The 23,820-nt window shown below is 68.4% G+C and carries 22 protein-coding genes; 17 read left to right on the top strand and 5 right to left on the bottom strand.

Translation table 11 applies throughout. The annotated features are described in order from the left end of the window. The 8 genes from E4O86_RS16435 to lpdA all read left to right on the top strand — a co-directional run. On the top strand, positions 1 to 373 hold a 373-nt coding region (locus tag E4O86_RS16435; RefSeq protein WP_161141640.1), incomplete at its 5' end, for an AprI/Inh family metalloprotease inhibitor. Between the two features lie 408 nt (positions 374 to 781). Further along, a complete protein-coding gene (locus E4O86_RS16430; protein ID WP_161141639.1) occupies positions 782 to 1,093 on the top strand; it encodes a hypothetical protein in 312 nt (103 codons plus the stop codon). 91 nt (positions 1,094 to 1,184) lie between these two features. Then, positions 1,185 to 2,336: a cell division protein ZapE gene (gene zapE / locus E4O86_RS16425; protein ID WP_161141638.1), complete on the top strand. Its 1,152-nt coding sequence runs from the start codon at positions 1,185 to 1,187 to the stop codon at positions 2,334 to 2,336. A 129-nt stretch (positions 2,337 to 2,465) separates the two neighbouring features. Continuing rightward, a complete protein-coding gene (mdh, locus tag E4O86_RS16420) occupies positions 2,466 to 3,428 on the top strand; it encodes a malate dehydrogenase (protein WP_161141637.1) in 963 nt (320 codons plus the stop codon). Between the two features lie 261 nt (positions 3,429 to 3,689). Next, on the top strand, positions 3,690 to 6,641 hold the full coding sequence (locus tag E4O86_RS16415; protein WP_161141636.1) for a 2-oxoglutarate dehydrogenase E1 component: 2,952 nt from the start codon (positions 3,690 to 3,692) through the stop codon (positions 6,639 to 6,641). 36 nt (positions 6,642 to 6,677) lie between these two features. Further along, positions 6,678 to 7,919, top strand: coding sequence for a 2-oxoglutarate dehydrogenase complex dihydrolipoyllysine-residue succinyltransferase (odhB, locus tag E4O86_RS16410; protein ID WP_161141635.1), 1,242 nt, complete (start codon positions 6,678 to 6,680; stop codon positions 7,917 to 7,919). Positions 7,920 to 7,938: 19 nt separating this feature from the next. Then, positions 7,939 to 8,349 carry an MAPEG family protein gene (locus E4O86_RS16405; RefSeq protein ID WP_161141634.1) on the top strand — a complete coding sequence of 137 codons (411 nt, stop codon included), beginning with the start codon at positions 7,939 to 7,941 and terminating at the stop codon, positions 8,347 to 8,349. Between the two features lie 26 nt (positions 8,350 to 8,375). Next, complete coding sequence (gene lpdA / locus E4O86_RS16400; RefSeq protein ID WP_161141633.1) at positions 8,376 to 9,782, top strand: dihydrolipoyl dehydrogenase; 1,407 nt, start codon at positions 8,376 to 8,378, stop codon at positions 9,780 to 9,782. 82 nt (positions 9,783 to 9,864) lie between these two features. Here lpdA and E4O86_RS16395 read toward each other — a convergent pair whose 3' ends face one another. The 3 genes from E4O86_RS16395 to fsa form a co-directional block, all read right to left on the bottom strand. Further along, positions 9,865 to 10,113: a hypothetical protein gene (locus tag E4O86_RS16395; protein WP_161141632.1), complete on the bottom strand. Its 249-nt coding sequence runs from the start codon at positions 10,111 to 10,113 to the stop codon at positions 9,865 to 9,867. 102 nt (positions 10,114 to 10,215) lie between these two features. Continuing rightward, entirely contained in the window at positions 10,216 to 11,229 is a 1,014-nt protein-coding gene (locus tag E4O86_RS16390; RefSeq protein WP_161141631.1) for a tyrosine recombinase XerC, read from the bottom strand. Positions 11,230 to 11,289: 60 nt separating this feature from the next. Next, entirely contained in the window at positions 11,290 to 11,946 is a 657-nt protein-coding gene (gene fsa / locus E4O86_RS16385; protein ID WP_161141630.1) for a fructose-6-phosphate aldolase, read from the bottom strand. Positions 11,947 to 12,052: 106 nt separating this feature from the next. Here fsa and E4O86_RS16380 point away from each other — a divergent pair, with 106 nt between their 5' ends. Further along, complete coding sequence (locus E4O86_RS16380; RefSeq protein WP_161141629.1) at positions 12,053 to 14,212, top strand: primosomal protein N'; 2,160 nt, start codon at positions 12,053 to 12,055, stop codon at positions 14,210 to 14,212. A gap of 88 nt (positions 14,213 to 14,300) precedes the next feature. After that, positions 14,301 to 14,564: a histone H1 gene (locus E4O86_RS16375; RefSeq protein WP_246206450.1), complete on the top strand. Its 264-nt coding sequence runs from the start codon at positions 14,301 to 14,303 to the stop codon at positions 14,562 to 14,564. Here E4O86_RS16375 and E4O86_RS16370 read toward each other — a convergent pair. Further along, the gene (locus E4O86_RS16370; protein ID WP_161141628.1) at positions 14,561 to 15,040 is read right to left on the bottom strand and encodes a hypothetical protein; all 480 of its coding nucleotides are present in this window, start codon (positions 15,038 to 15,040) and stop codon (positions 14,561 to 14,563) included. The two genes, E4O86_RS16375 and E4O86_RS16370, sit on opposite strands and share 4 nt — an antisense overlap. Positions 15,041 to 15,051: 11 nt before the next feature. Beyond that, positions 15,052 to 16,170 (bottom strand): helix-turn-helix domain-containing protein, encoded by a 1,119-nt coding sequence (locus E4O86_RS16365; RefSeq protein WP_205520924.1) that lies wholly within the window; start codon positions 16,168 to 16,170, stop codon positions 15,052 to 15,054. 105 nt (positions 16,171 to 16,275) lie between these two features. Here E4O86_RS16365 and E4O86_RS16360 point away from each other — a divergent pair, with 105 nt between their 5' ends. The 7 genes from E4O86_RS16360 to E4O86_RS16330 all read left to right on the top strand — a co-directional run bounded on the left by E4O86_RS16360 (position 16,276) and on the right by E4O86_RS16330 (position 23,695). Further along, complete coding sequence (locus tag E4O86_RS16360) at positions 16,276 to 17,169, top strand: DDE-type integrase/transposase/recombinase (protein ID WP_161141627.1); 894 nt, start codon at positions 16,276 to 16,278, stop codon at positions 17,167 to 17,169. Between the two features lie 194 nt (positions 17,170 to 17,363). Then, complete coding sequence (locus E4O86_RS16355) at positions 17,364 to 17,924, top strand: F0F1 ATP synthase subunit delta (RefSeq protein WP_343039178.1); 561 nt, start codon at positions 17,364 to 17,366, stop codon at positions 17,922 to 17,924. Then, positions 17,924 to 19,453 (top strand): F0F1 ATP synthase subunit alpha, encoded by a 1,530-nt coding sequence (atpA, locus tag E4O86_RS16350; RefSeq protein WP_161141625.1) that lies wholly within the window; start codon positions 17,924 to 17,926, stop codon positions 19,451 to 19,453. The genes E4O86_RS16355 and atpA overlap by 1 nt, the downstream gene beginning before the upstream one ends. 28 nt (positions 19,454 to 19,481) lie before the next feature. After that, positions 19,482 to 20,363 carry a F0F1 ATP synthase subunit gamma gene (locus tag E4O86_RS16345; RefSeq protein ID WP_161141624.1) on the top strand — a complete coding sequence of 294 codons (882 nt, stop codon included), beginning with the start codon at positions 19,482 to 19,484 and terminating at the stop codon, positions 20,361 to 20,363. Between the two features lie 274 nt (positions 20,364 to 20,637). Then, positions 20,638 to 22,068 carry a F0F1 ATP synthase subunit beta gene (gene atpD, locus E4O86_RS16340; protein WP_161141623.1) on the top strand — a complete coding sequence of 477 codons (1,431 nt, stop codon included), beginning with the start codon at positions 20,638 to 20,640 and terminating at the stop codon, positions 22,066 to 22,068. Positions 22,069 to 22,092: 24 nt separating this feature from the next. Next, complete coding sequence (locus E4O86_RS16335) at positions 22,093 to 22,503, top strand: F0F1 ATP synthase subunit epsilon (RefSeq protein WP_161141622.1); 411 nt, start codon at positions 22,093 to 22,095, stop codon at positions 22,501 to 22,503. 13 nt (positions 22,504 to 22,516) lie between these two features. Next, on the top strand, positions 22,517 to 23,695 hold the full coding sequence (locus tag E4O86_RS16330) for a sialidase family protein (RefSeq protein WP_161141621.1): 1,179 nt from the start codon (positions 22,517 to 22,519) through the stop codon (positions 23,693 to 23,695). Positions 23,696 to 23,820: the final 125 nt, after the last annotated feature.

Genomic DNA, 23,820 nt, shown 5'->3' with positions numbered 1-23,820 from the left:
CGGTGCGCCCGGCACCAACCCGCCGGGCGCACAGATGGCCTCCGTCGGGCCCGCCGCCACGGCGCCGGCGCCGGCGCCGGGTGGCGGCGTCGAGGTCGGCAGGACCGACCTCCTCGGCGGCTGGACGATCTCCTCCAGCGGCAGCTCCTGCCAGCTCTTCATGTCGCTCACGACCTGGACCGGCGGCTACCGGGCGACGACGCGCGGCTGCTCCGCGCCCGGCCTGCAGGGCGTTTCGGCCTGGAACCTCGAGGGCAACCAGGTCCGCCTGGTCGACGGCTCGGGGGCGACGGTCGCGCGCCTCTATCCGAGCTCGAAGACGCAGTTCAACGGCCAGACGGAAGCCGGCGCCGCAGTTTCCTTCAATCGGTGAGCGCCCGTCATATTCCTGTTGGATGAAGCGCGCATGGTGGCGCGCTTCGGGCCTGCTGCATGAAGCGTGTGGTGGCGCGCTTCGGGCCTGTTGGATGAAGCGCGCATGGTGGCGCGCTTCCCGCCTGCTGCATAAGGCACGCATGGCCGCGCACTTCGGGCCTGCTGGATGAAGCGCGCATGGCGGCGCGCTTCGGGCCTGTTGCATAAAGCGCGCATGGCGGCGCGCTTCGCGGGCGGGACGGAATGTCCCGTTTGCTGCAGTGCAATCTCCCGATAGATTGCAATTGACGCTCTTCGTGCGTTGATTTGCCGGGGTCCACCGGGACGCCTTCTGGCAGAACCCGTGTGAGGCCGTGCGGGTGGGATCCGCCGCCGATCGCCCCGGTGCATCTGGGAAGGGGCAAGGATGCGACGTTTTCATTCCTTCGCGCTCGCCGCGGTCGCCGCGGGCCTGTTTGCCGGAGCGGCTTCGGCGGAACAGGGGCCGCAATGCGCCCGCCACGACAAGATGGTGCAGCTGCTCGCGAAGAAGTACCGGGAGACACCGGTCAGCATCGGCACCGTCAATCAGGACCGGCTCATGCAGTTCTTCGCGTCCGAGCGCGGGACGTGGACCATCCTGATGACGAAGACGAGCGGCGAATCCTGCATTCTCGCGGCCGGCAGCAATTTCGAGAAGCTCCGCGAGGACTTCCGGAAGCTCGACCCGGCCGCCTGACGGACGCCGCTCCGCGCGGCGCGGGGCGGGGATGCGCCAGGGCGCTTGTGCGACCCGCGGCGCGCGTCTATCGCTCCCGCCCGTGAACGCGATGCAGGACTCGGTTCTAGGACGCTACGAGGCGCTGGCGCGGGCCGGCGCGATCGAGCCCGATCCCGTCCAGCGGGCGCTGGCGGTCGAGCTCGACGGACTGGTCGCGACGCTTGCCGAGCGCCGGCTCGGCTCCAAGCGGAAGGCGTTCGGCTGGCTGTTCGCCAAGGCGAGGGCGCAGGAGCCGACGGGCCTCTATGTCTGGGGTTCGGTCGGACGCGGCAAGACGCTCCTCATGGACCTCTTCTTCGCGGCCGCCCCGAACGAGCGCAAGCGGCGGGTCCATTTCCACGAGTTCATGGACGAGGTCCACAAGCGCCTCGAGGCGTTCCGCCGCCGCCTCCGCAGGGGCGAGGTCAAGGGCGACGACCCGATCCCGCCGGTGGCGGCCGAACTCGCGGGGGAGGCGCGGCTCCTCTGTCTCGACGAGTTCGCCGTCAACGACATCGCCGACGCGATGATCCTCGGCCGGCTGCTCGACCATCTCTTCCGGCAGGGGGTCGCGATCGTGACGACCTCGAACACGCCGCCGCGGGAGCTCTACAAGGACGGGCTCAACCGCGCGCTCTTCCTGCCGGCGATCGCGCTGATCGAGGCGCATATGGCGGTCTTCCACCTCGCCGCCCCGCGGGACTTCCGGCTGGAGAAGACGGGGACGAGGCCCGTCTACATCACGCCCTCCGGCATGGCCGCCGACGAGAAGCTCGACGCCGCGTTCCGGGAACTGACGGGCCGCGCCCATGGCGACCCGGCCGAGATCGAGAACAAGGGCCGGCGCATTCTCGTGCCCGAGGCTGCCGACGGCGTCGCCCGCTTCACCTTCGCGGAGCTCTGCGCCCGGCCGCTCGGGGCGAGCGACTATCTGCGGATCGCGCGGAGCTTCGACACGCTCTTCATCTCCGACATCCCGGTGATGAGCCCGGCGACCCGCAACGAGGCGAAGCGGTTCATCAATCTCGTCGACACGCTCTACGACAACGGCGTGCGGCTGTTCGCGTCCGCCGACGCCGCGCCGGCCGGGCTGTGGCACGGCGCCTCGGGCGTCGAGGCGCGCGAATTCGAGCGCACCGCCTCCCGTCTCGTCGAGATGCAGTCCGACGCCTATCGCGAACGGCGCGAGCCGCGGGCGGAGGCGGGCGCCGGCGCGGCGTGAGCGGCCGGAATCGGAAACGCACTTGTGTACCGGAATGCCGCGCTGCGGCTTGCCTCGTCCCGCCAATCGGGCTACTGACCGGCCGACCGCAGGACCCGCCCCTTACGTAAACGGAAGGCAGAGAGGCTCATGGCCCGAAACAAGATCGCGCTGATCGGCTCCGGCCAGATCGGAGGAACCCTCGCGCTTCTCGCAGGCCTCAAGGAGCTCGGCGACATCGTCCTCTTCGACGTGCAGGAGGGCGTGCCGCAGGGGAAGGGTCTCGACATCGCGCAATCCTCGCCGGTCGAGGGCTTCGACGCGCGCATCTCCGGCACCCAGAGCTACGAGGCGATCGCCGGCGCCGATGTCGTGATCGTCACCGCGGGCGTGCCGCGCAAGCCGGGCATGAGCCGCGACGACCTGCTCGAGATCAATCTCAGGGTGATGGAGCAGGTCGGCGCCGGGATCAGCAAGTACGCCCCCGAGGCCTTCGTCATCTGCATCACCAACCCGCTCGACGCGATGGTGTGGGCGCTGCAGAAGTTCTCCGGCCTGCCGGCGAGCCAGGTGGTCGGGATGGCCGGCGTGCTCGACAGCGCGCGCTTCCGCTACTTCCTCGCCGAGGAGCTCGGCGTCTCCGTCGAGGACGTCACGGCCTTCGTGCTCGGCGGCCACGGCGACACCATGGTGCCGCTGACGCGCTACTCGACGGTCGCCGGCATCCCGCTGCCGGATCTCGTGAAGATGGGCTGGCTCGACGGCAAGCGGCTCGACGAGATCGTCCAGCGCACGCGCGACGGCGGCGCGGAGATCGTCGGCCTGCTGAAGACCGGATCGGCGTTCTACGCGCCGGCCGCCTCGGCGATCGCCATGGCCGAGAGCTATCTCAGGGACAAGAAGCGCGTGCTGCCCGCCGCCGCCTATCTCCAGGGCGAGTACGGGCTCGACGGGATCTATGTCGGCGTGCCGGTCGTGATCGGGGCCGGCGGCGTCGAGAAGGTGGTCGAGATCGAGCTCGACCGCGCCGAGCGCCAGATGTTCCAGAAGTCGGTCGATTCGGTCGAAGGACTGATCGCCGCCTGCCGCAAGATCCAGCCCTCGCTCGCGTGAGGGCCATTGTCATGCCGGCATGAAGGCATAGGTAGGGGTAGCGGGCGGAAGTGACCTGTCCGTTTACCGTCTCATGCTAGGCGGACCAGACGCCGATCAGGCCCGCGGCCCGCAAGGCCGGGGTCGCTGCTTCGCGTCGGCAGCGGAAGCCGACGTCGGGGATCGCCGGGGCCGACGGGTGCCGGCATGGGGTCAAGGTCGCCCTGAGCGGGGCGGGCGACCGCAGAAAGGAGCGCGGGCCGGAGAGGTCCGATAGAGCTGATGCCACGGCAAGACACCAACGAAGCCTTCCAAACCTCGTCCTTCCTCTACGGCGGCAACGCCTCCTACATCGAAGACCTCTACGCACGCTACCAGCAGGATCCCGGCTCGGTCGAACCCGACTGGCGCGACTTCTTCACCGGCCTGAAGGAGGAGAGCGCCCGGGTCATCGCCGAGGCGCGCGGCGCGAGCTGGCGCCGGCCGGACTGGCCGATCCTCGCCAACGGCGAACTCGTCGCCGCCCTCGACGGCAACTGGGCGCCGATCGAGACCCGCGTCACCCAGAAGGTGACGGCCGCCGCGCAGAAGCGCGGGGTGGAGCTGTCCGAACCCGAAGTGCTCCAGGCCACGCGCGATTCCGTCCGCGCGCTGATGATGATCCGCGCCTATCGCATGCGCGGCCATCTGCATGCCGATCTCGACCCGCTCGGCCTCGCCCCGCGCCGCGACCACGAGGAGCTGCATCCCTCGAGCTACGGCTTCACCGAAGCCGACTACCAGCGCAGGATCTTCATCGACAACGTGCTCGGGATGCAGTTCGCGACCATCCCCGAGATGCTTGCGATCCTGCGGCGGACCTATTGCTCGACGCTCGGCGTGGAGTTCATGCACATCTCCTCGCCCGAGGAGAAGCAGTGGATCCAGGAGCGCATCGAAGGCCCCGACAAGGAGATCACCTTCACCGAGCAGGGGAAGCGGGCGATCCTCAACAAGCTGGTGGAGGCAGAGGGCTTCGAGAAGTTCCTCGACGTCCGCTACACCGGAACGAAGCGGTTCGGCCTCGACGGCGGCGAGTCGCTGATCCCGGCGCTCGAGCAGATCATCAAGCGCGGCGGCGCGCTCGGCGTGCGCGAGATCGTGCTCGGCATGGCGCATCGCGGGCGCCTCAACGTGCTGGCGCAGGTCATGGGCAAGCCCCACCGCGCCATCTTCCACGAGTTCAAGGGCGGCTCGTTCACGCCCGACGACGTCGAGGGCTCCGGCGACGTCAAGTATCATCTCGGCGCCTCGTCCGACCGCGAGTTCGACGGCAACAAGGTCCATCTCTCGCTGACGGCCAATCCCTCGCATCTCGAGATCGCGGACCCCGTCGTCCTCGGCAAGGCGCGGGCCAAGCAGGACCAGCTCGAGGACAAGAAGCGGACCCAGGTGCTGCCGCTCCTGATCCACGGCGACGCCGCCTTTGCCGGCCAGGGCGTCGTGGCGGAGTGCTTCGGCCTTTCGGGCCTGCGCGGCCATCGCACCGGCGGCTCGCTCCACGTCATCATCAACAACCAGATCGGCTTCACCACCAATCCGCGCTTCGCGCGCTCCTCGCCCTATCCGTCCGACGTGGCGAAGATGGTCGAGGCGCCGATCCTGCACGTGAACGGCGACGACCCGGAGGCGGTGGTCTTCGCGGCCAAGGTCGCGACCGAATTCCGGCAGCAGTTCCACAAGCCGGTGGTGGTGGACATGTTCTGCTACCGCCGCTTCGGCCACAACGAGGGCGACGAGCCGGCCTTCACCCAGCCGCTGATGTACAAGGCGATCCGCAACCACCCGAGCACGCTCGAGATCTACGCGAAGAAGCTCGTCTCGGAGGGGCTCGTCAGCGCCGAGGAGGTGGAGCGGACGAAGGCGGAGTGGCGCCAGCGGCTCGACCAGGAATTCGACACGACCCAGACCTACCGCCCGAACAAGGCCGACTGGCTGGACGGCGCATGGTCGGGACTGACCACGCCGCAGGCGAGCGACGAGCGGCGCGTCAGCGACACGGGCGTTCCCGAGGATACGCTGCGCGAGATCGCGAAGCGTCTCGCCCGGGTTCCGAAGGACTTCAAGGTCCATCGCACGATCCAGCGCTTCCTCGACAACAGGAAGGCCGTGATCGAGAGCGGGGAGGGGATCGACTGGGCCTTCGGCGAGGCGCTCGCCTTCGGATCGCTCCTGAAGGAAGGCTACAAGATCCGCCTCTCGGGGCAGGACGTCGAGCGCGGCACCTTCTCCCAGCGCCATGCCGTGCTCTACGACCAGGCGACCGAGAAGCGCTACACCCCGCTCAACCATCTCGGCGGAGAGCAGGCGCATTTCGAGGTCATCAACTCGATGCTGTCCGAGGAGGCGGTGCTCGGCTTCGAATACGGCTACTCGCTGGCGGAGCCCAACGCGCTCACGCTCTGGGAAGCCCAGTTCGGCGACTTCGCCAACGGCGCACAGGTGATCTTCGACCAGTTCCTCTCGTCGGGCGAGCGCAAGTGGCTCCGGATGTCAGGGCTCGTCTGCCTGCTGCCGCATGGCTATGAGGGCCAGGGACCGGAGCATTCCTCCGCCCGCCTCGAGCGCTATCTCCAGATGTGCGCCGAGGACAACATGCAGGTCGCCAACTGCACGACGCCGGCGAACTATTTCCACATCCTGCGCCGGCAGATGTTGCGCAATTTCCGCAAGCCGCTGATCCTGATGACGCCGAAGTCGCTGCTCCGCCACAAGCGCGCGGTTTCCCGTCTCTCCGATCTCGCCCAGGGCTCGACCTTCCACCGGCTGCTGGCGGACGACGCCGAGGTGCTGCCGAACGAGCAGACCAGGCTCGTGGCGGACGACAAGATCCGGCGGATCGTGCTGTGCTCGGGCAAGGTCTATTACGACCTCTACGAGGACCGCGAGAAGCGCGGGATCGACGACGTCTACCTGCTGCGCGTGGAGCAGCTCTATCCGTTCCCGATGAAGGCGATCTGCGAGGTGCTGGCGCGCTTCCCGAACGCCGACCTCGTCTGGTGCCAGGAGGAGCCGCAGAACATGGGCGCCTGGTTCTTCGTCGAGCCGCGCATGCGGGCGGTCCTCGAGATGCTGAAGATCTCCGACAAGACGCTCCGCTATGCCGGGCGGGCGGCCTCGGCCGCGACGGCGACGGGCCTCATGTCGAAGCACCTCGCGCAGCGCGAACAGTTTCTCGGCGAGGCGCTCGGCTGAGCGCCCGGTGCCGGCGGCGACCCATGGAAGGATGACATGGCAACGGACATCAAGGTTCCGACACTCGGCGAATCGGTGACGGAAGCCACCGTCGGCCAGTGGTTCAAGAAGGAGGGCGATCAGGTCGCCCAGGACGAGCCGCTGGTCGAGCTCGAGACGGACAAGGTCACGATCGAGGTGCCGGCGCCGAGCGCGGGCCGGCTCGAGGCGATCACCGTGAAGGAAGGCGAGACCGTCGAGGTCGGCGCCGTGCTCGGCAGCCTCGCAGAGGGCGCCGTCGGCAAGGCGGCCCCGATCAATGCCGGTCCCGAGGAGCCGAAGCAGCGCCCGGCGCCGAAGAAGGCCGAAGCGGCCGCCGCCGCGCCCGCCGCACCGGCGGCCAAGGCCAAGACCGACATGCCGCCGGCCCCGGCGGCGCGGAAGCTGATGGAAGAGCGCGGCATCGCCGCCGAGGACGTGGCGGGCTCCGGCAAGCGCGGCCAGGTCCTCAAGGGCGACGTGCTCGCCTATCAGCCGCCGCAGGCTGCGCCGGCTCCCGCCCCGGTTTCGGTCCGCGCGCCGTCCGCACCGCCCGACGAGGCCCGCGAGGAGCGGGTGCGGATGACCAAGCTCCGGCAGACGATCGCGCGCCGGCTGAAGGACGCCCAGAACACCGCCGCCATGCTGACCACGTTCAACGACGTGGACATGAGCGCGGTGATGCAGCTCCGCAAGGACTACAAGGACCTCTTCGAGAAGAAGCACGGAGTGAAGCTCGGCTTCATGGGCTTCTTCGTGAAGGCCTGCGTCCATGCGCTGAAGGAACTGCCGGCCGTCAATGCCGAGATCGACGGCCAGGACCTCGTCTACAAGAACTATTACCATGTCGGCGTCGCCGTCGGCACCGAGCGTGGGCTGGTCGTGCCGGTCGTGCGCGACGCCGACCAGCTCTCGATCGCCGAGGTGGAGAAGAAGATCGGCGATTACGGCCGGCGCGCGCGCGACGGGCAGCTCAAGCTCGAGGAGATGCAGGGCGGCACCTTCACCATCACGAACGGCGGCATCTACGGTTCGCTGCTCTCCACGCCGATCCTCAACGCGCCGCAATCCGGGATTCTCGGCATGCACCGCATCGAGGAGCGGCCGGTCGTGAAAAGCGGGCAGATCGTGGTGCGCCCGATGATGTATCTGGCGCTTTCCTACGACCACCGGATCGTGGACGGCCGCGAGGCGGTCACCTTCCTCGTCCGCGTGAAGGAGGCGATCGAGGACCCGCAGCGCCTCGTGCTGGACCTCTGACCGACGCAAGGGTGACACGATGGAGAACGCGGCCGGACTTCCGGCGGAACTGAGCCTCCTCGGCTGGAGCGTTCTCCTTCTCCTCGTGCACATCACCGTGCAGGCCGTCGCCGTCACGCGCGAGACCGGACGCGACTACAATGTCGGTCCGCGCGACGAGCCGCATGCGGCGCAGAAACCCCTGACGGGGCGCTCGGAACGCGCGCTCCGCAATTTCCTGGAGACCTATCCGGCCTTCGTCGGCCTCGCGCTCGCCCTTGCCGTGTCCGGCGAGGCCGGCGGCGCGGGGGCAGTCGGGGCGCATGTGTGGTTCTGGAGCCGCATCGTCTACCTGCCGCTCTATCTGGCCGGCATTCCCTATTTCCGGAGCTTCGTCTGGACCGTCTCGGTGGCCGGGCTCCTCGTCATGCTCTTCGCGCTCTTCACCTGAGCGCCGAACGTCTACGGAAGGACGAAATGCCCGACACATACGACCTCATCGTGATCGGCACCGGCCCGGGCGGCTATGTCTGTGCCATCCGCGCCGCCCAGCTCGGCCTGAAGACGGCGGTCGTGGAGAAGCGGGCGACGCATGGCGGGACGTGCCTCAATGTCGGGTGCATCCCCTCGAAGGCGCTCCTCCACGCCTCCGAGATGTTCGAGGAGGCCGGCCACGGCTTCGACAAGCTCGGCATCAAGGTCTCGCCCGAGCTCGACCTGCCGGCGATGCTCGCCCACAAGGACGCCACGGTGAAGTCGAACGTCGAAGGGGTCGCCTTCCTCTTCAAGAAGAACAAGATCGACAGCTTCCACGGAGCCGGCCGGATTCTCGGTCCGGGGAGGGTCGAGGTCACCGCCGGGGACGGCGGCGTCCAGGAACTCGCGGCGAAGGCGATCGTGATCGCGACCGGCTCCGATTCCGCGCCGCTCCCCGGCGTGGAGACGGACGAGGAGCGTGTCGTCACCTCGACCGGAGCGCTCGAGCTGAAGGCCGTGCCGAAGCGCCTGATCGTGGTGGGCGCCGGCGTGATCGGCCTCGAGATCGGCTCGGTATGGCGCCGCCTCGGCTCGGAGGTGACGGTCGTCGAATTCCTCGACCGCATCCTGCCCGGCATGGACGGCGAGGTCGCCAAGCAGTCGCAGCGCATCTTGCAGAAGCAGGGCATCGCCTTCCGCCTCGGCTCGAAGGTGACCGGCGTGGAGCCGGCCGGCGAGGGCCTGGCGGTCTCGGTCGCGCCGGCGAGCGGCGAGGGCGCGACGGAGACGATCCCGGCCGACGTCGTGCTCGTCTCGATCGGCCGGCGGCCCTACACCGACGGGCTCGGCCTGGCGGAGGCGGGCGTCGCCCTCGACGAGCGCCGGCGCGTCAAGGTGGACGGCCATTTCCAGACCAATGTCGCGGGCATCTATGCGATCGGCGACGTCATCGCCGGGCCGATGCTCGCCCACAAGGCGGAGGACGAGGGCGTCGCGGTCGCCGAGATCCTGGCGGGGCAGGCGGGCCACGTGAACTACGAGGTGATCCCGAGCGTCATCTACACCATGCCCGAGATCGCCTCCGTCGGCCGCACGGAAGAGGAGCTGAAGGCGGCCGGGATCGACTATCGCGTCGGCAAGTTCCCCTTCACCGCGAACGGGCGCGCCCGGGCGATGAACCGGACCGAGGGATTCGTGAAGGTGCTCGCGGACGCCGCGACCGATCGCGTCCTCGGCATGCACATCGTGGGAGCGGGCGCCGGCGAGATGATCCACGAGGGCGCCGTGCTGATGGAATTCGGCGGGTCGGCCGAGGATCTGGGGCGGACCTGCCATGCGCACCCGACCATGTCGGAGGCGGTGCGCGAGGCGGCGATGGCCGCGAGCTTCAAGCCGATCCACATCTGAGCGGCCGTCCAAAAAAAGAGCGCCGGCTCGACGAGCCGGCGCAGCTGACTTGGACTAGGAGAACAGGAAAACGCGCGGCGCCCTATTTGGTTGCAGCGCCGCAGCCCGCCTGACCCGCGGGGCAGGCCGGCTTCTCGGTTTGCGCCTGCCGGAGCTCGGCCTGCGCGACGACCGAAGGCGTCTGATCCGGAACGGTCTCGACCACCGCGGGCCGGTCCTCAGCCGTGCTGGCCATGACCTGCTTCTGGTGGAACCCGCACTCGGCCATCGCCGCCGTAGCGGTGAGCCCGAGAGCGGAGGCTGCGAGCAAGCCTGTGATAGTTCTCAGCATCGAGGCCTCCGTTCAGAACGGCGTCAGCGCACGCCGCATCGGAGGAAACTAGTCCCAGGCAGGGATGCGGCCTAGGCCGCCCCGCTCAAAAGAGCGTGATTGTCATGCCCGCGGATGCGCGTTCCGGTAGATGTCGAGCAGCCTCGCTGTGTCCACGGCCGTATAGATCTGGGTCGTGGAAAGGCTCGCATGGCCGAGCAGTTCCTGGATGGTCCGCAGGTCGCCGCCGGCGCCGAGGAGATGCGTCGCGAAGGAATGGCGGAGCGCATGCGGGGTGAGCGACGGCTCGAGCCCCAGCGCGCCGCGCAGGCGCTCGACCGCGAGCTGCACGATGCGCGGCGAGAGCGGGCCGCCCTTCGCGCCGCGGAAGAGGGCGCCGTCCGGCTCCAGCACGTAGGGACAGGCCGCGAGATAGGCCTCGATCGCGGCGCTCACCACGGGCAGCACCGGGACGATGCGCTCCCGCCCGCCCTTGCCGCGGACCCGGAGCGCTTCCGCTCCGGCGGCTTCCCCTCCGGCGGCTTCCCCTCCGGCGGCTTCCCCTCCGGCGGCTTCCCCTCTGGCGACCGGGGCGTCCCGGCGGCGGATGGCGAGCGCCTCGGAGACGCGCAGGCCGCAGCCATAGAGGAGCATGAGCACGGCGGTGTCGCGCGCGGCGATCCACGGCGTTTCGGCGAGCGCGTCGGCGGTGTCGACCACGCGTTCGGCATCGGCGACCGTGAGCGCCTTCGGCACGCTCTTCGGCTGCTTCGGCGCGCGCATGGTCGTGAAGGCGGCATTCGCGGCGAGGCCGCGCCGGTCGAGGAAGCGCGCGAAGGAGCGCAGCGCGGCGAGCTGCCGGGCGAGCGTCCTCGGCCCCGCCCCCGCGCTCCGCCGCGCGGCGAGGAAGGCGCGGAGATCGGCGGTGCGGAGCGCCGCGACCGCCTCGAAGCCGGGCGGCTCGCCGAGATGCCGGGTGAGGAAGTGCAGGAACTGCCAGAGGTCGCGCCGGTAGGCCTCGAGCGTGTTCGCCGCGAGCCTCCGCTCGAGCGCGAGATGCGCGAGCCAGTCCTCGACGGCGGCGCGGAGCTCCGCGCGGGCGGCGACGAGGATCGGGGCGGGAGAGGCCGGGCGCATCCGGGAAAGCCTCGCCCGCGGAGGGTTAAGCAAGGGTTGAGGCGGCGGCCTTCCGGCCGGTCACAGAATGGTCTGGCCCGTCTTCTTCCAGTCGTTCAGGAAGATCTCGAGCCCCTTCTCCGTGAGCGGGTGGTCGACCAGGCCCCTGATGACGGCCGGCGGCACCGTGGCGACGTCCGCGCCGGCGAGTGCGGCGAGCTTGACGTGGTTCGGGCTCCGGATCGAGGCGGCGAGGATCTCGGTCTCGAGATGGGCGTAATTGTCGAAGATCGTCCGGATCTCCTCGATGAGCTGCATGCCGTCGAGCCCGATATCGTCGAGCCGGCCGATGAAGGGGGAGACGAAGGTCGCGCCGGCGCGCGCGGCGAGAAGCGCCTGGTTCGCCGTGAAGCAGAGCGTGACGTTCACCATGTGGCCTTCGCCGGTGAGCACGCGGCACGCCTTCAGGCCGTTCCAGGTGAGCGGCACCTTGATCGCCACGTTCTCGGCGATCTCCGCGAGCTTGCGCCCTTCCGCGAGCATCCCGTCGAAATCGAGCGCCGCCACTTCGGCCGAGACGGGCCCCTCGACGATGGCGCAGATTTCCGCCACCACGTCGTGGATGGAGCGACCGGCCTTCATGATGAGCGACGGATTGGTGGTCACGCCATCGAGCAGGCCGGCCTCGGCGAGCTCGCGGATTTCACCGACGTCGGCGGTGTCGACAAAGAACTTCATGCTGGGTCCGATCGCGTCCCGGATTGCGGATTGCCTCTGTTGAGGGTCCTTCTAGTCGAATGAGTCGCCTTCGTCAGCCGTGGCGGCCCGCGATCCGGACCGCGCCGTGACCCATCTCGTCAGCGTGCTGGTGCCGGTCGCGGTCGCCGGCGCCTATACCTACAGTTCAGAGCGCCCGCTCGCGCCCGGCACGATCGTCGCCGTCCCGCTCGGGCCGCGGATCACGCTCGCCGCCGTGTGGCCGGGCGAGCCGGGCGGGGTCGACCCGAAGCGCGTGCGGCCGGTCGCGCACGTCTTCGACGCGCCGCCGCTCCCCGAGACGCTCATCCGCTTCGTCGACTGGGTGGCCCGCTACACGCTGACGCCGCCCGGCATGGTGCTCCGGATGGTCCTGCGCGTGCCGGCGGCGCTCGAGCCGGAGAAGCCGATGACCGGCATCCGGCTCGCCGGCCCGCCGCCTGCCCGGATGACCGAGGCGCGCCGGAAGGCGATCGAGGCGGCCGCGGACGGACTTGCCTGGTCGAAGTCAGGCCTCGCCGCCGCCGCCGGCGTGTCGCCGGGCGTCATCGACGGGCTGCTCGACCACGGCACGTTCGAACGCGTCACCATCCCGCAGCGGCCGATCGCGGCCGCGCTCGATCCCGGTTTCGACCGGCCGGATCTGAGCGCGCCGCAACGCGCCGCCGCCGATGCGCTCGTCGAGGCGGCCAGGGCGGCGACATTCTCGGTCTCGCTCCTCGACGGCGTGACGGGCTCGGGCAAGACGGAGACCTATTTCGAGGCGGCCGCGGAGACGCTCCGGCGAGGCAAGCAGGTGCTCATCCTCCTGCCCGAGATCGCGCTCACGCTCGCCTTCCTCGACCGCTTCGCCTCGCGGTTCGGAAGCCGCCCCGCGGAATGGCACTCGGAGGTGCCGCCCCGCCTGCGCGAGCGGATCTGGCGCGGGGTCGCCCAAGGCGAGGTGAGGGCGGTGGTCGGCGCCCGTTCCGCGCTCTTCCTGCCGTTTCCCGATCTCGGCCTGATCGTCGTCGACGAGGAGCACGAGGCCGCCTACAAGCAGGAGGAGGGCGTCCTCTACAATGCCCGCGACATGGCGGTCGTGCGGGCGCAGCTCTCCGGCTTCCCGATCGTGCTCGCCTCCGCCACCCCGTCGGTGGAGACCTGGGTCAACGCCCGCGCCGGACGCTATCGGCATCTGCGGCTTCCCGCCCGCTTCGGCGGAGCGAGCGCGCCCGAGATCCGCGCGATCGACCTTCGCGCCGATCCCCCCGAACGCGGCCGCTGGCTCGCTCCCCCGCTCGTCGAGGCGATCGCGCAGACGCTCGCGGCGGGCGAGCAGACGCTCCTCTTCCTGAACCGGCGGGGCTACGCGCCGCTCACGCTCTGCCGCACCTGCGGCCACAGGATGGCCTGCCCCAACTGCTCGGCCTGGCTCGTCGACCACCGCTTCCGGCGCATCCTCGCCTGCCACCATTGCGGGCACGAGGAGCGGCGTCCGGAGACCTGCCCGCATTGCGGGGCCGCCGACAGCCTCGTCGCCTGCGGTCCCGGCGTGGAGCGCCTTCATGAGGAAGCGGTGGAGCGCTTCGGCGACGCGCGGGTGCTGGTCCTTTCGAGCGACCTCGCCGGCGGCATCCTGCGCATGCGGCAGGAATTCGAGGCGATCGAACGCGGCGAGATCGACATCGTGATCGGGACGCAGCTCGTCGCCAAGGGCCACAACTTTCCGGGCCTGTCGCTGGTCGGCGTGGTCGACGCGGATCTCGGCCTCGCCAACGGAGATCCGCGCGCCGCCGAGCGGACGTTCCAGCTCCTGACGCAGGTCACCGGACGGGCCGGCCGTGCCGGCCAGAAGAGCCGAGGGCTCCTGCAGACCTACGCACCCGACCATCCCGTGCTGAGGGCGATCGTCGCCGGCGACAGGGAGGCGTTCTACGAGGAGGAATGCACCGTGCGGATGCGCGGCGGCCTGCCGCCCTTCGGACGGCTCGCCGCAATCCTCGTCAGCGCGGACGACCGCGCCTCCGCGGAGGCGCATGCGCGGGCGATGGCGCGCGCCGCTCCGCCGGCCGAAGGCGTCCGCCTGCTCGGTCCGGCCGAGGCGCCGCTTGCGGTGCTCAGGGGACGACACCGCTTCCGGCTGCTCGTCCAGGCGAAGAATTCCGCGATTCTGCACGACTGGCTCGGGACCTGGCTCGCCGGCGCGCCGAGGACCCGCGGCAGCGTCCGCATCGCCGTCGACGTCGACCCGATAAGCTTCCTCTGAGCGCCCCGGCGGAGCCCGGCTTTTCGCAGTGCGGCAAGAACTGGGGAATCGGCGCCTCGGTGGTGGGTCAGTTTGAAATTAGCCGCCCTTGACGGCGCTGGATGTCGGGCGCGGTCGGGTGCATATTCCCGACATGACGGCCAGAATCCCAAAGCGACCCCGCGACACAAACCAGCTCGCCAAGCGAGTTGTGGACATCGCAACTGGCGAAGCAGAGGATAAGAAGCCGCTGGCGAGCGCACGCAAGGGCGGGCTGAAGGGCGCGAAGGCCCGGATGAAGGCGCTGACGCCAGAGCAGCGGTCAGAGATTGCTCGGACCGCCGCTGCTGCACGATGGAAGAAGGCGGGCTAGGCCGCGCCTTCATCCTCATCCGGCGCATTGAGACGAAGCTCAATATCGAAAGTCAGATCCATTGGAAGATCAATAGGCTCTTTGTCCGGGTTGATCCTGTTCCAGTGCATCATGTCGAGCGTCAGTTGCAGTCCGTCACCGACCATCTGCTCACGCCGTGTGACCGCCGACTTAAGGAACGGTCCTCGTTCAGCCTCATCGATGTCGATCCACAGGTGCAACTGCTCGCTGCCGTGCATTGTGACAAAGGAATGGTTGGCGCGGTAAGGTCTGCCGGTCGCATCGTCCCGGCGAATTTCCTCGCGAGCCGCCTCTGCGAACTGCTTGGCGAGCATGTCGAGCGGATTCTGCGGTGTGGGCAAAGGCCAGCCTTTACCTGCCGCCCATTTCGCAACCTTCTTCATATCAATTTCGCGCTCGCCGGTCTCGTCCTTGTAAGCCCGGATGAGGCGCTGCATTTCCCGTTTCTTAGACATCATGTCTCCTTTCATTCAACGGGATAGATGCTTCCCCATCCGTCCACGACGGCACTAGGAAGCACGGAGGAACGCACTTTCACCAGGTAATTTCCGAACCTGTCGTACCGATTTGTGCGGCGGCGTATCTGCCCCGCGATCAAGCCTGGATGTACGTTGATCATCTTCGCAAAAGCGAGGATGTCCCGGTCGTGAAAGAAAGGAGCCTTACGCACATAAAAGGCATCCATCATCTTTTTCGGGACGCAGAAGTCGGCAGCCGCGTCATTTGCAACTCTCTCATCCTCAGGCATGGAAGGATCGCTGCCGCTGGTATCGAGTTCCGCATCTAGCATGACATGCGTTTTGCCGTGCTCACGCAGGACATGCTCGAGCTCATGACGGAGCACGAACCAAAAGTTGTCGATGCGATCAAACCGCATAGTCAACGCGACGACGGGGGCTCGGTCGTTGAGCCAGAAGCAAACGCCGTCAATCTTGGCGCCGGGCAGCGTCTCTACAACTAGAAACCGGATGCCTGCCTCGGCAAGAAGGCGCGGCACCTTGCGAGTCTCCTCCGGCGCTAAAAGGAGTTGCTTTAGCTTCGGGACCAGCGCTTCCGCGCTCTGTCGGCCGAATTTGCCCACCAGCATCTCGCTCGCGATTTTTTTCACCCGGTAAAGCCAAGCAATCTGCGCCGGGCTCGCAGGATCGCTCACCTGCGTCTTCTTGGCCGCATGAGGAAGGATTTCGATGTCATCAACGCGGTTCGTGCCAAAGAATCGTAGCAGTTCCGGTTCGACTGCTGGGTCGCGCACATCTTTCGCGACGATCCACCCCCGCTTGATCATATCCGCGACCGGCAAGTCACCATACAGGCGGGCGCGTGTAGCCCTCGCCGGATCAGCCCGCGCCGTGATCCGAGCCATCGCGAGATCGAACCCCCTTTGGAGTTCGAGGAAGCGTTCTGCAGGGACTTGGAACACTTCCTCCAGAGCGAGGGCCATTGGAGCGTCAACCGCGCGCTTGTCGGCCACAAGCCGATTGATGCCCGTCTCGTCCACCCCCAGGACCACCGCCAGCACCCGTTGCGTCCACCCGCGCTCCTTCAATAAACCCCCAATGAGTTGGCCCGGCGTTTTGTAGTCCATGATGCACTCTCATCCCGGTGAGTCGGCAGAATATGCCAACCTGCGCGTAAACGCAAACTGACCTATATGCTTGGCCTACTGTTGAGCATGGAATAGGGTCAGGCCATGAACAAGCTGCCCGCTGAAGCCCGCACCCAAATCCTTCACTTGCTCTGCGAGGGCCAGTTGATCCGGGCGATCACTCGGATCACTGGCGTCAGCAAGAACACTGTCACAAAGCTGCTGATCGACGCCGGCAGGGCGTGTGCTGCCTATCACGACGAGCATGTGCGGGAAGTGCAGACACGTCGCTGCCAAGTGGACGAAATCTGGTCATTCACCTACGCCAAGCAGAAGAACGCCGCGACGGCAAAGGGCGTGGTCGATCATGCCGGCGACACTTGGACCTGGACGGCGATCGACGCCGACAGCAAGCTGGTCGTGTCATGGCTCGTCGGCGGACGCGACAGCGAATATGCGATGGCCCTTATGGACGATCTGCGGTCCCGCCTCGGCAATCGCGTTCAGCTTACCAGCGACGGCCATCGGGCTTATCTCGAAGCGGTCGAGGGCACATTCGGCGGTGATGTGGATTATGCGCAGCTCGTTAAGCTCTATGGTGCGGCACCAGAAGGTCCAACCCGCCGCTACAGCCCTGCCGAGTGCGTTGGCGCTTGCAAGCTGCGCGTGGAAGGCTCGCCGGATCCGGCGCACGTCAGCACGTCCTATGCGGAACGGCAGAACCTGACGATGCGGATGCACATCCGCCGGTTCACCCGACTCACGAACTCCTTCTCAAAGAAGGTGGAGAACCACGCCCATTCGGTCGCGCTCCACTTCATGTATTACAACTTCGTCCGTATCCATTCGACGCTGGGGACGACGCCTGCAATGGCTGCTGGCGTGACGGACCGGCTTTGGGAAGTTGCGGACATTGTGGCGCTGTTGGATGCCGGCGCGCCGAAGACCCGCGGCAGCGTCCGCATCGCCGTCGACGTCGACCCGATAAGCTTCCTCTGAGCGCCCCGGCGGGGCCTGGCTTTTCGCAGTGCGGCAAGAACTGGGGAATCGGGACTTCGGTCGTGTTGCGCCCCCCAGGGGCCTATGCTAGACGACCTCCGGCCGGCTCCCGGCCTCGGCCGGGCATCCTCTGCCATGCCCATAAGAAACCAATCCGCGACCGGCCGATGTCGGGCGCAGACAGAGAGAAACGCGTGACAGATCGCTCCTCCTCCGTTTCTGGCGTATCCGAACGCTACGCCTCGGCCCTTTTCGAGCTCGCCAAGAGCGAGGGCCGGCTCGAGACGATCGAAGGAGACATGAAGCGCGTCGGGGCCCTCTTGGACGAGAGCGCCGACCTGCGGCGGCTGGTGGCGAGCCCGGTCTTCTCGGCAGCCGATCAGGAGCGGGCGATCGCGGCCGTCCTGGCGCGGGCGGAAATTGCGGGCCTGGTCGCGAATTTCGTGCGCCTGGTGGCGCATAACCGGCGGCTCTTCGCTTTGCCTGGCATCCTGAAGGCGTTTCAGGAGCTCCTGGCGCGCGAGCGCGGCGAGACGGTGGCGGCCGTGACGTCGGCGCACCCGCTCAGCGAGGCGCAGAAGTCCGAGCTGAAGGCGGCCATCCGCGAGCGGCTCGGCAAGAACGTGACGCTCGAGGCGCGCGTCGATCCCGGCATTCTGGGCGGCCTGATCGTGAAGGTCGGCTCGCGCATGATCGACACCTCGCTTCGCACCAAACTCATGACAATGAAGACTCATCTCAAAGAGGTCGGCTGATGGATATTCGGGCCGCAGAGATCTCCTCCATCCTGAAGGAGCAGATCCGCAATTTCGGCAAGGAGGCGGAGGTCTCTGAAGTCGGGCAGGTGCTGACCGTCGGCGACGGCATCGCCCACATCTACGGCCTGGACAACGTGCAGGCCGGCGAGATGGTGGAGTTCGAGGGCGGCATCCGCGGGATGGCGCTGAACCTCGAGGCCGACAATGTCGGCGCGGTGATCTTCGGCCCGGACCGCGACATCAAGGAGGGCGACACGGTCAAGCGGACCGGCGCCATCGTCGAGGTGCCGGTCGGCATGGGCCTGCTCGGCCGCGTGGTCGATGCGCTCGGAAACCCGATCGACGGCAAGGGCCCGATCCAGGCGAGCGAGCGCCGCCGCGTCGACGTGAAGGCGCCGGGCATCATCCCGCGCAAGTCCGTGCACGAGCCGATGTCGACGGGCCTCAAGGCGATCGACGCGCTCATCCCGGTCGGCCGCGGCCAGCGCGAGCTCATCATCGGCGACCGCCAGACCGGCAAGACCGCGATCATCCTCGACGCCTTCCTGAACCAGAAGCCGGCCTTCGACCAGAACGCCGAGAACCGGAAGCTCTACTGCATCTATGTCGCCGTCGGGCAGAAGCGCTCCACGGTCGCCCAGTTCGTCCGCGTCCTCGAGGAGCGCGGCGCGCTCGACTACTCGATCGTCGTCGCCGCCACCGCCTCCGACCCGGCGCCGCTGCAGTTCCTCGCGCCCTTCGCGGGCTGCGCAATGGGCGAGTATTTCCGCGACAACGGCATGCACGCGCTGATCGGCTACGACGATCTCTCGAAGCAGGCCGTGGCGTACCGCCAGATGTCGCTGCTGCTCCGCCGGCCGCCCGGCCGCGAGGCCTATCCGGGCGACGTGTTCTACCTGCACTCGCGGCTGCTCGAGCGCGCGGCGAAGATGAGCGACGCGCACGGCGCCGGATCGCTCACGGCGCTCCCGGTCATCGAGACGCAGGCGAACGACGTCTCCGCCTACATCCCGACCAACGTGATCTCGATCACCGACGGCCAGATCTTCCTGGAGACGGATCTCTTCTACCAGGGCGTCCGTCCGGCGGTGAATGTCGGCCTCTCGGTTTCCCGCGTCGGCTCGGCGGCGCAGATCAAGGCGATGAAGCAGGTCGCCGGCACCATCAAGGGCGAGCTCGCGCAGTACCGCGAGATGGCCGCCTTCGCGCAGTTCGGCTCGGACCTCGACGCGGCGACGCAGCGCCTGCTGAACCGGGGCGCGCGGCTCACCGAGCTCCTGAAGCAGCCGCAATTCTCGCCGCTCAAGACGGAAGAGCAGGTGGCGGTGATCTTCGCCGGCGTGAACGGCTATCTGGACCGGCTGGCGCTCGCCCAGGTGCGCCCGTTCGAGGACGGGCTGCTGACGCTGCTGCGGACCGAGAACCAGGACCTGCTCGACCAGATCCGGACCGAGGGCCAGCTCACGGACGCGATCCGCGACCGCCTGAAGACGCTGCTCGACCGCTACGCGAAGAATTTCGCGTAAGCCCCCGCCGATACGGAGATAGCGGCGGATGCCGAGCCTCAAGGATCTGCGCAATCGCATCGCCTCGGTGAAGGCGACGCAGAAGATCACCAAGGCCATGCAGATGGTCGCGGCGGCGAAGCTCCGCCGTGCCCAGGAGGCGGCCGAGTCGGCCCGGCCCTATGCCGAGCGGATGGGGCGCGTGCTCGCCAACATCGCAGGCTCGATGGCGGGCGCGGAGGGCGCGCCCGCGCTGATGACGGGCACCGGGCGCGACGAGACCCATCTCCTCGTCGTCTTTACGGCGGAGCGCGGCCTTGCGGGCGCCTTCAACGCCTCGATCACCCGCCTGGCGCGCGACGACGCGCGCCGCCTCGTCGCGCAGGGCAAGACCGTCAAGATCTTCCTCGTCGGCAAGAAGGGCTACGACCTGATGCGGCGGGAGTTCTCGTCGCTCATCGTCGAGCGCATGGACTTCCGCGCCGTCAAGCAGATCTCCTTCGCGGAGGCGCAGAGCGTCGCCGCCAAGGTCCTCGACCGCTTCAATGCGGGCGACTTCGACGTCGCGACGATCTACTACTCGCGCTTCCGCTCCGTGATCCAGCAGATCCCGACGGCACAGCGCCTCATTCCGGTCGACCTGCCGGCCGGGAACGGCAGCCAGCAGTCGAACGGGGCCGTCTACGAGTACGAGCCGAGCGAGGAGGAGATCCTCGCCGACCTGCTGCCGCGCAACATGGCCGTGCAGATCTTCCGGGCGCTTCTCGAGAATGCGGCTTCCGAGCAGGGCGCGCGGATGAGCGCGATGGACAGTGCCACGCGGAACGCGGGCGAGATGATCGAGGGGCTGACGCTCTCCTACAACCGGCAGCGCCAGGCCCAGATCACGAAGGAACTGATCGAGATCATTTCGGGTGCGGAGGCGCTATAATCGGAAGCGGGAATGGCTGGAGACCGGCCGGCGCATCGGCGGAGCCCTTGATGGGCGACGAGACAAGCGATCCGGTCCTCGAGCATCTCGAACGGATCAATGCGCGGCCGACCGTGACGGGGGATGAAGCGGCCCCGGCACATCGAACGGCGCCCCGATCCGGCCAACGCCCAGGCTCGATCTGACGCCGGAGGCGAGCCGGGCGGGCTCCACGCTTTCACTTGCTGCGGCATATATGGCGCGCTCCGGGCGCCCACGAATGGATGAGGATGAGATGGCGAACGGAACAGACGCGAACGTAGGGACGGTCCGGCAGGTGATCGGCGCCGTCGTCGACGTGCATTTCGAAGGGCAGCTCCCGGCGATCCTGAACGCGCTGGAGACGGACAATCACGGCAACCGGCTCGTGCTCGAGGTCGCCCAGCACCTCGGCGAGAACACGGTCCGCACCATCGCGATGGATGCGACCGATGGCCTCGTGCGCGGCCAGCCGGTGCGCGACACGGGCGCGCCGATCTCCGTGCCGGTCGGCGACGAGACGCTCGGGCGCATCATGAACGTGATCGGCGAGCCGGTCGACGAGGCGGGTCCGCTCGAAACCGGCGTGACCCGCGCGATCCACCAGCCCGCGCCGGAATATGTCGAGCAGTCGACGGAAGCCGAGATCCTCGTGACCGGCATCAAGGTCGTCGACCTGCTGGCGCCTTACGCGAAGGGCGGCAAGATCGGCCTCTTCGGCGGCGCCGGCGTCGGCAAGACCGTGCTCATCATGGAGCTCATCAACAACGTCGCGAAGGCGCATGGCGGCTACTCGGTGTTCGCCGGCGTCGGCGAGCGCACGCGCGAGGGCAACGATCTCTATCACGAGATGATCGAGTCCGGCGTGAACAAGAAGGGCGGCGGCCAGGGCTCCAAGGCGGCGCTCGTCTACGGGCAGATGAACGAGCCGCCGGGCGCGCGCGCCCGCGTCGGGCTGACCGGGCTGACCGTCGCCGAGCACTTCCGCGACCAGGGCCAGGACGTGCTGTTCTTCGTCGACAACATCTTCCGCTTCACGCAGGCGGGTTCGGAAGTGTCGGCGCTTCTCGGCCGCATTCCCTCGGCGGTGGGCTACCAGCCGACGCTTGCGACCGACATGGGCGCGCTGCAGGAGCGCATCACGACCACGACCAAGGGCTCGATCACCTCGGTGCAGGCGATCTACGTGCCGGCGGACGACCTGACCGACCCGGCGCCGGCGACCTCCTTCGCCCATCTCGACGCCACCACCGTGCTGTCGCGCTCGATCGCGGAGAAGGGCATCTACCCGGCCGTCGACCCGCTCGATTCCACCTCGCGCATGCTCTCCCCGATGATCGTCGGCGAGGAGCACTACACGATCGCCCGCCGCGTCCAGCAGACGCTGCAGCGCTACAAGTCCCTGCAGGACATCATCGCGATCCTCGGCATGGACGAGCTCTCCGAAGAGGACAAGCTGACCGTCGCCCGCGCGCGCAAGATCGAGCGCTTCCTGTCGCAGCCCTTCTTCGTGGCCGAGGTGTTCACCGGGGCGCCGGGCAAGCTCGTGGACCTCGCCGACACGATCAAGGGCTTCAAGGGCCTCGTCGACGGCGAGTACGACCATCTGCCCGAGGCGGCCTTCTACATGGTCGGCACCATCGAGGAGGCGATCGAGAAGGCGCAGCGCCTCGCCGAAGCCGCGTAACGGGGCGGGCGAGGGGACCAAGAGATGGCCGGACCGCTGCATTTCGACCTCGTCTCGCCGGAGCGCCTGCTCATCTCGGAAGAGGTGGCGCAGGTCGTCGTCCCGGGCGTGGAGGGCTATTTCACCGTGCTCGCGGACCATGCGCCCTTCATGACGATCATGAAGCCGGGCGTGGTGGAGATCACCGGGATCGGCGGCGACGTCCGCCGGATCTTCGTCCGGGGCGGCTTCGCTGACGTGAGCGGCAGCGCGCTGACGGTGCTCGCCGAATACGCGGTGCGGGTCGAGGAGCTCAACGCCGAGATGATCGCGAAGCAGGTCCGGGACGCCGAGGAGGACCTCGTGGATTTCGGCGAGGATCACGTCCGGCGCGCCGCGGCCGAGAAGCATCTGAACGACCTGCGGGACGTCCAGCGCTGGATCATTCCGGCCTGACCGGCCGACCCCGATGCAAGCCGAGATTCCGAAGGCCGCCGCCCCCCGGCGGCTTTCGTCCGTTCTGGCAGGCGCCGCCGCGCTCGTTTTCGTCGCGCTCGCGGCGGCCGGCCTCGCGGTTCCGGCGGCGGAGTACCGGTTCGTCCCCGGCACCGTCGCGGATCCCGCCGGAGCGGAGCCGGTCTTCAGGACCGATGTCGTCGCGCGGGGCGAGGCGGGCCTCCTGCACGCCCCGTCGATCGCCCCGACCGGCGACGGCGGCCTCCTCGCCGTGTGGTTCCAGGGCTCGGAGGAGGGCGCGCCCGACGTCGAGATCCGGTCGGCCCGGTTCGCCGGCGGGAGATGGGAGGCGCCGCGGAAAGTGACCTCGGGGGAGGCCACCGGACGCGAGCTCGGCCGCTACGTCAACACGGTCGGCAATGCCGTCCTCGTGCCCCGCCCGGACGGCGAGCTCTGGCTCGTCTATGTCAGCGTCAGCCTCGGCGGCTGGGCGACGAGCCAGCTCAACCTGAAGCGCTCGCATGACAACGGGGCGAGCTGGAGTGCGGCCGAGCGGCTGGTGACGTCGCCGTTCTTCAACCTCTCCACCCTGGTGAAGACCCGGCCGGTCCAGTTCGCCGGGGGGCTGGCGGGCGTTCCCGCCTATCACGAGATGGCGGCGAAGTTCCCCGAGCTGCTGGTCCTCGGTCCCGACGGCGCGCTCGTCGACAAGAGACGGCTCGGAAGCGGCGGCCGGATCGCGATCCAGCCGGCGATCGCGGCGCTCGATGCGGAGCGTGCGGTCGCGCTGATGCGGCGGGGGAGAAGCAGCGCGCCGCACCTCTTCGCCTCCCATACGGAGGACGGCGGCGCGACCTGGTCGGCCGTCCGCCCGACCGGGCTCCCGAATCCCGGCGGACCGGCCGGGCTGCTGCGGCTCGATCCGGACACGCTCCTTCTCGTCTTCGGCGACAGCGCGCGGCGCGAGACGAACCTCACGCTCGCCGTCTCGAAGGACGGGGGCGTGTCGTGGCGGCGGATCGCCCGGATTGCGGAAATGCCGGAGGATGCTCCCGGCGAGATCACCTATCCGTTCATGACGGCGGATCCGTCCGGCGCGATCCATGTCGTGTGGGCCGACAAGCGCGACCTGACCATCCGGCACGCAATGTTCAATCGGGCCTGGCTCGACCGGCAGGCGGAGCTGCCGTGACGGCCTCCGCCACGGCCGCCTGGGTCGCGGAGAGGCTCGGCTTCGCGCTTCTCCTCGCAACGCTCGGCGCCGCGCTCGCGGCGCGGCTGCGCGCCCCCGCCTGGCTGCGCCTCGCGGCCGCCGCG

The organism is Propylenella binzhouense (assembly GCF_009866965.1).
Classification (GTDB): Bacteria; Pseudomonadota; Alphaproteobacteria; order Rhizobiales; family Afifellaceae; genus Propylenella; species Propylenella binzhouense.
The sequence above is the reverse complement of the archived record's forward strand: the minus strand, read 5'-3'. Positions and strand labels throughout refer to the sequence as shown.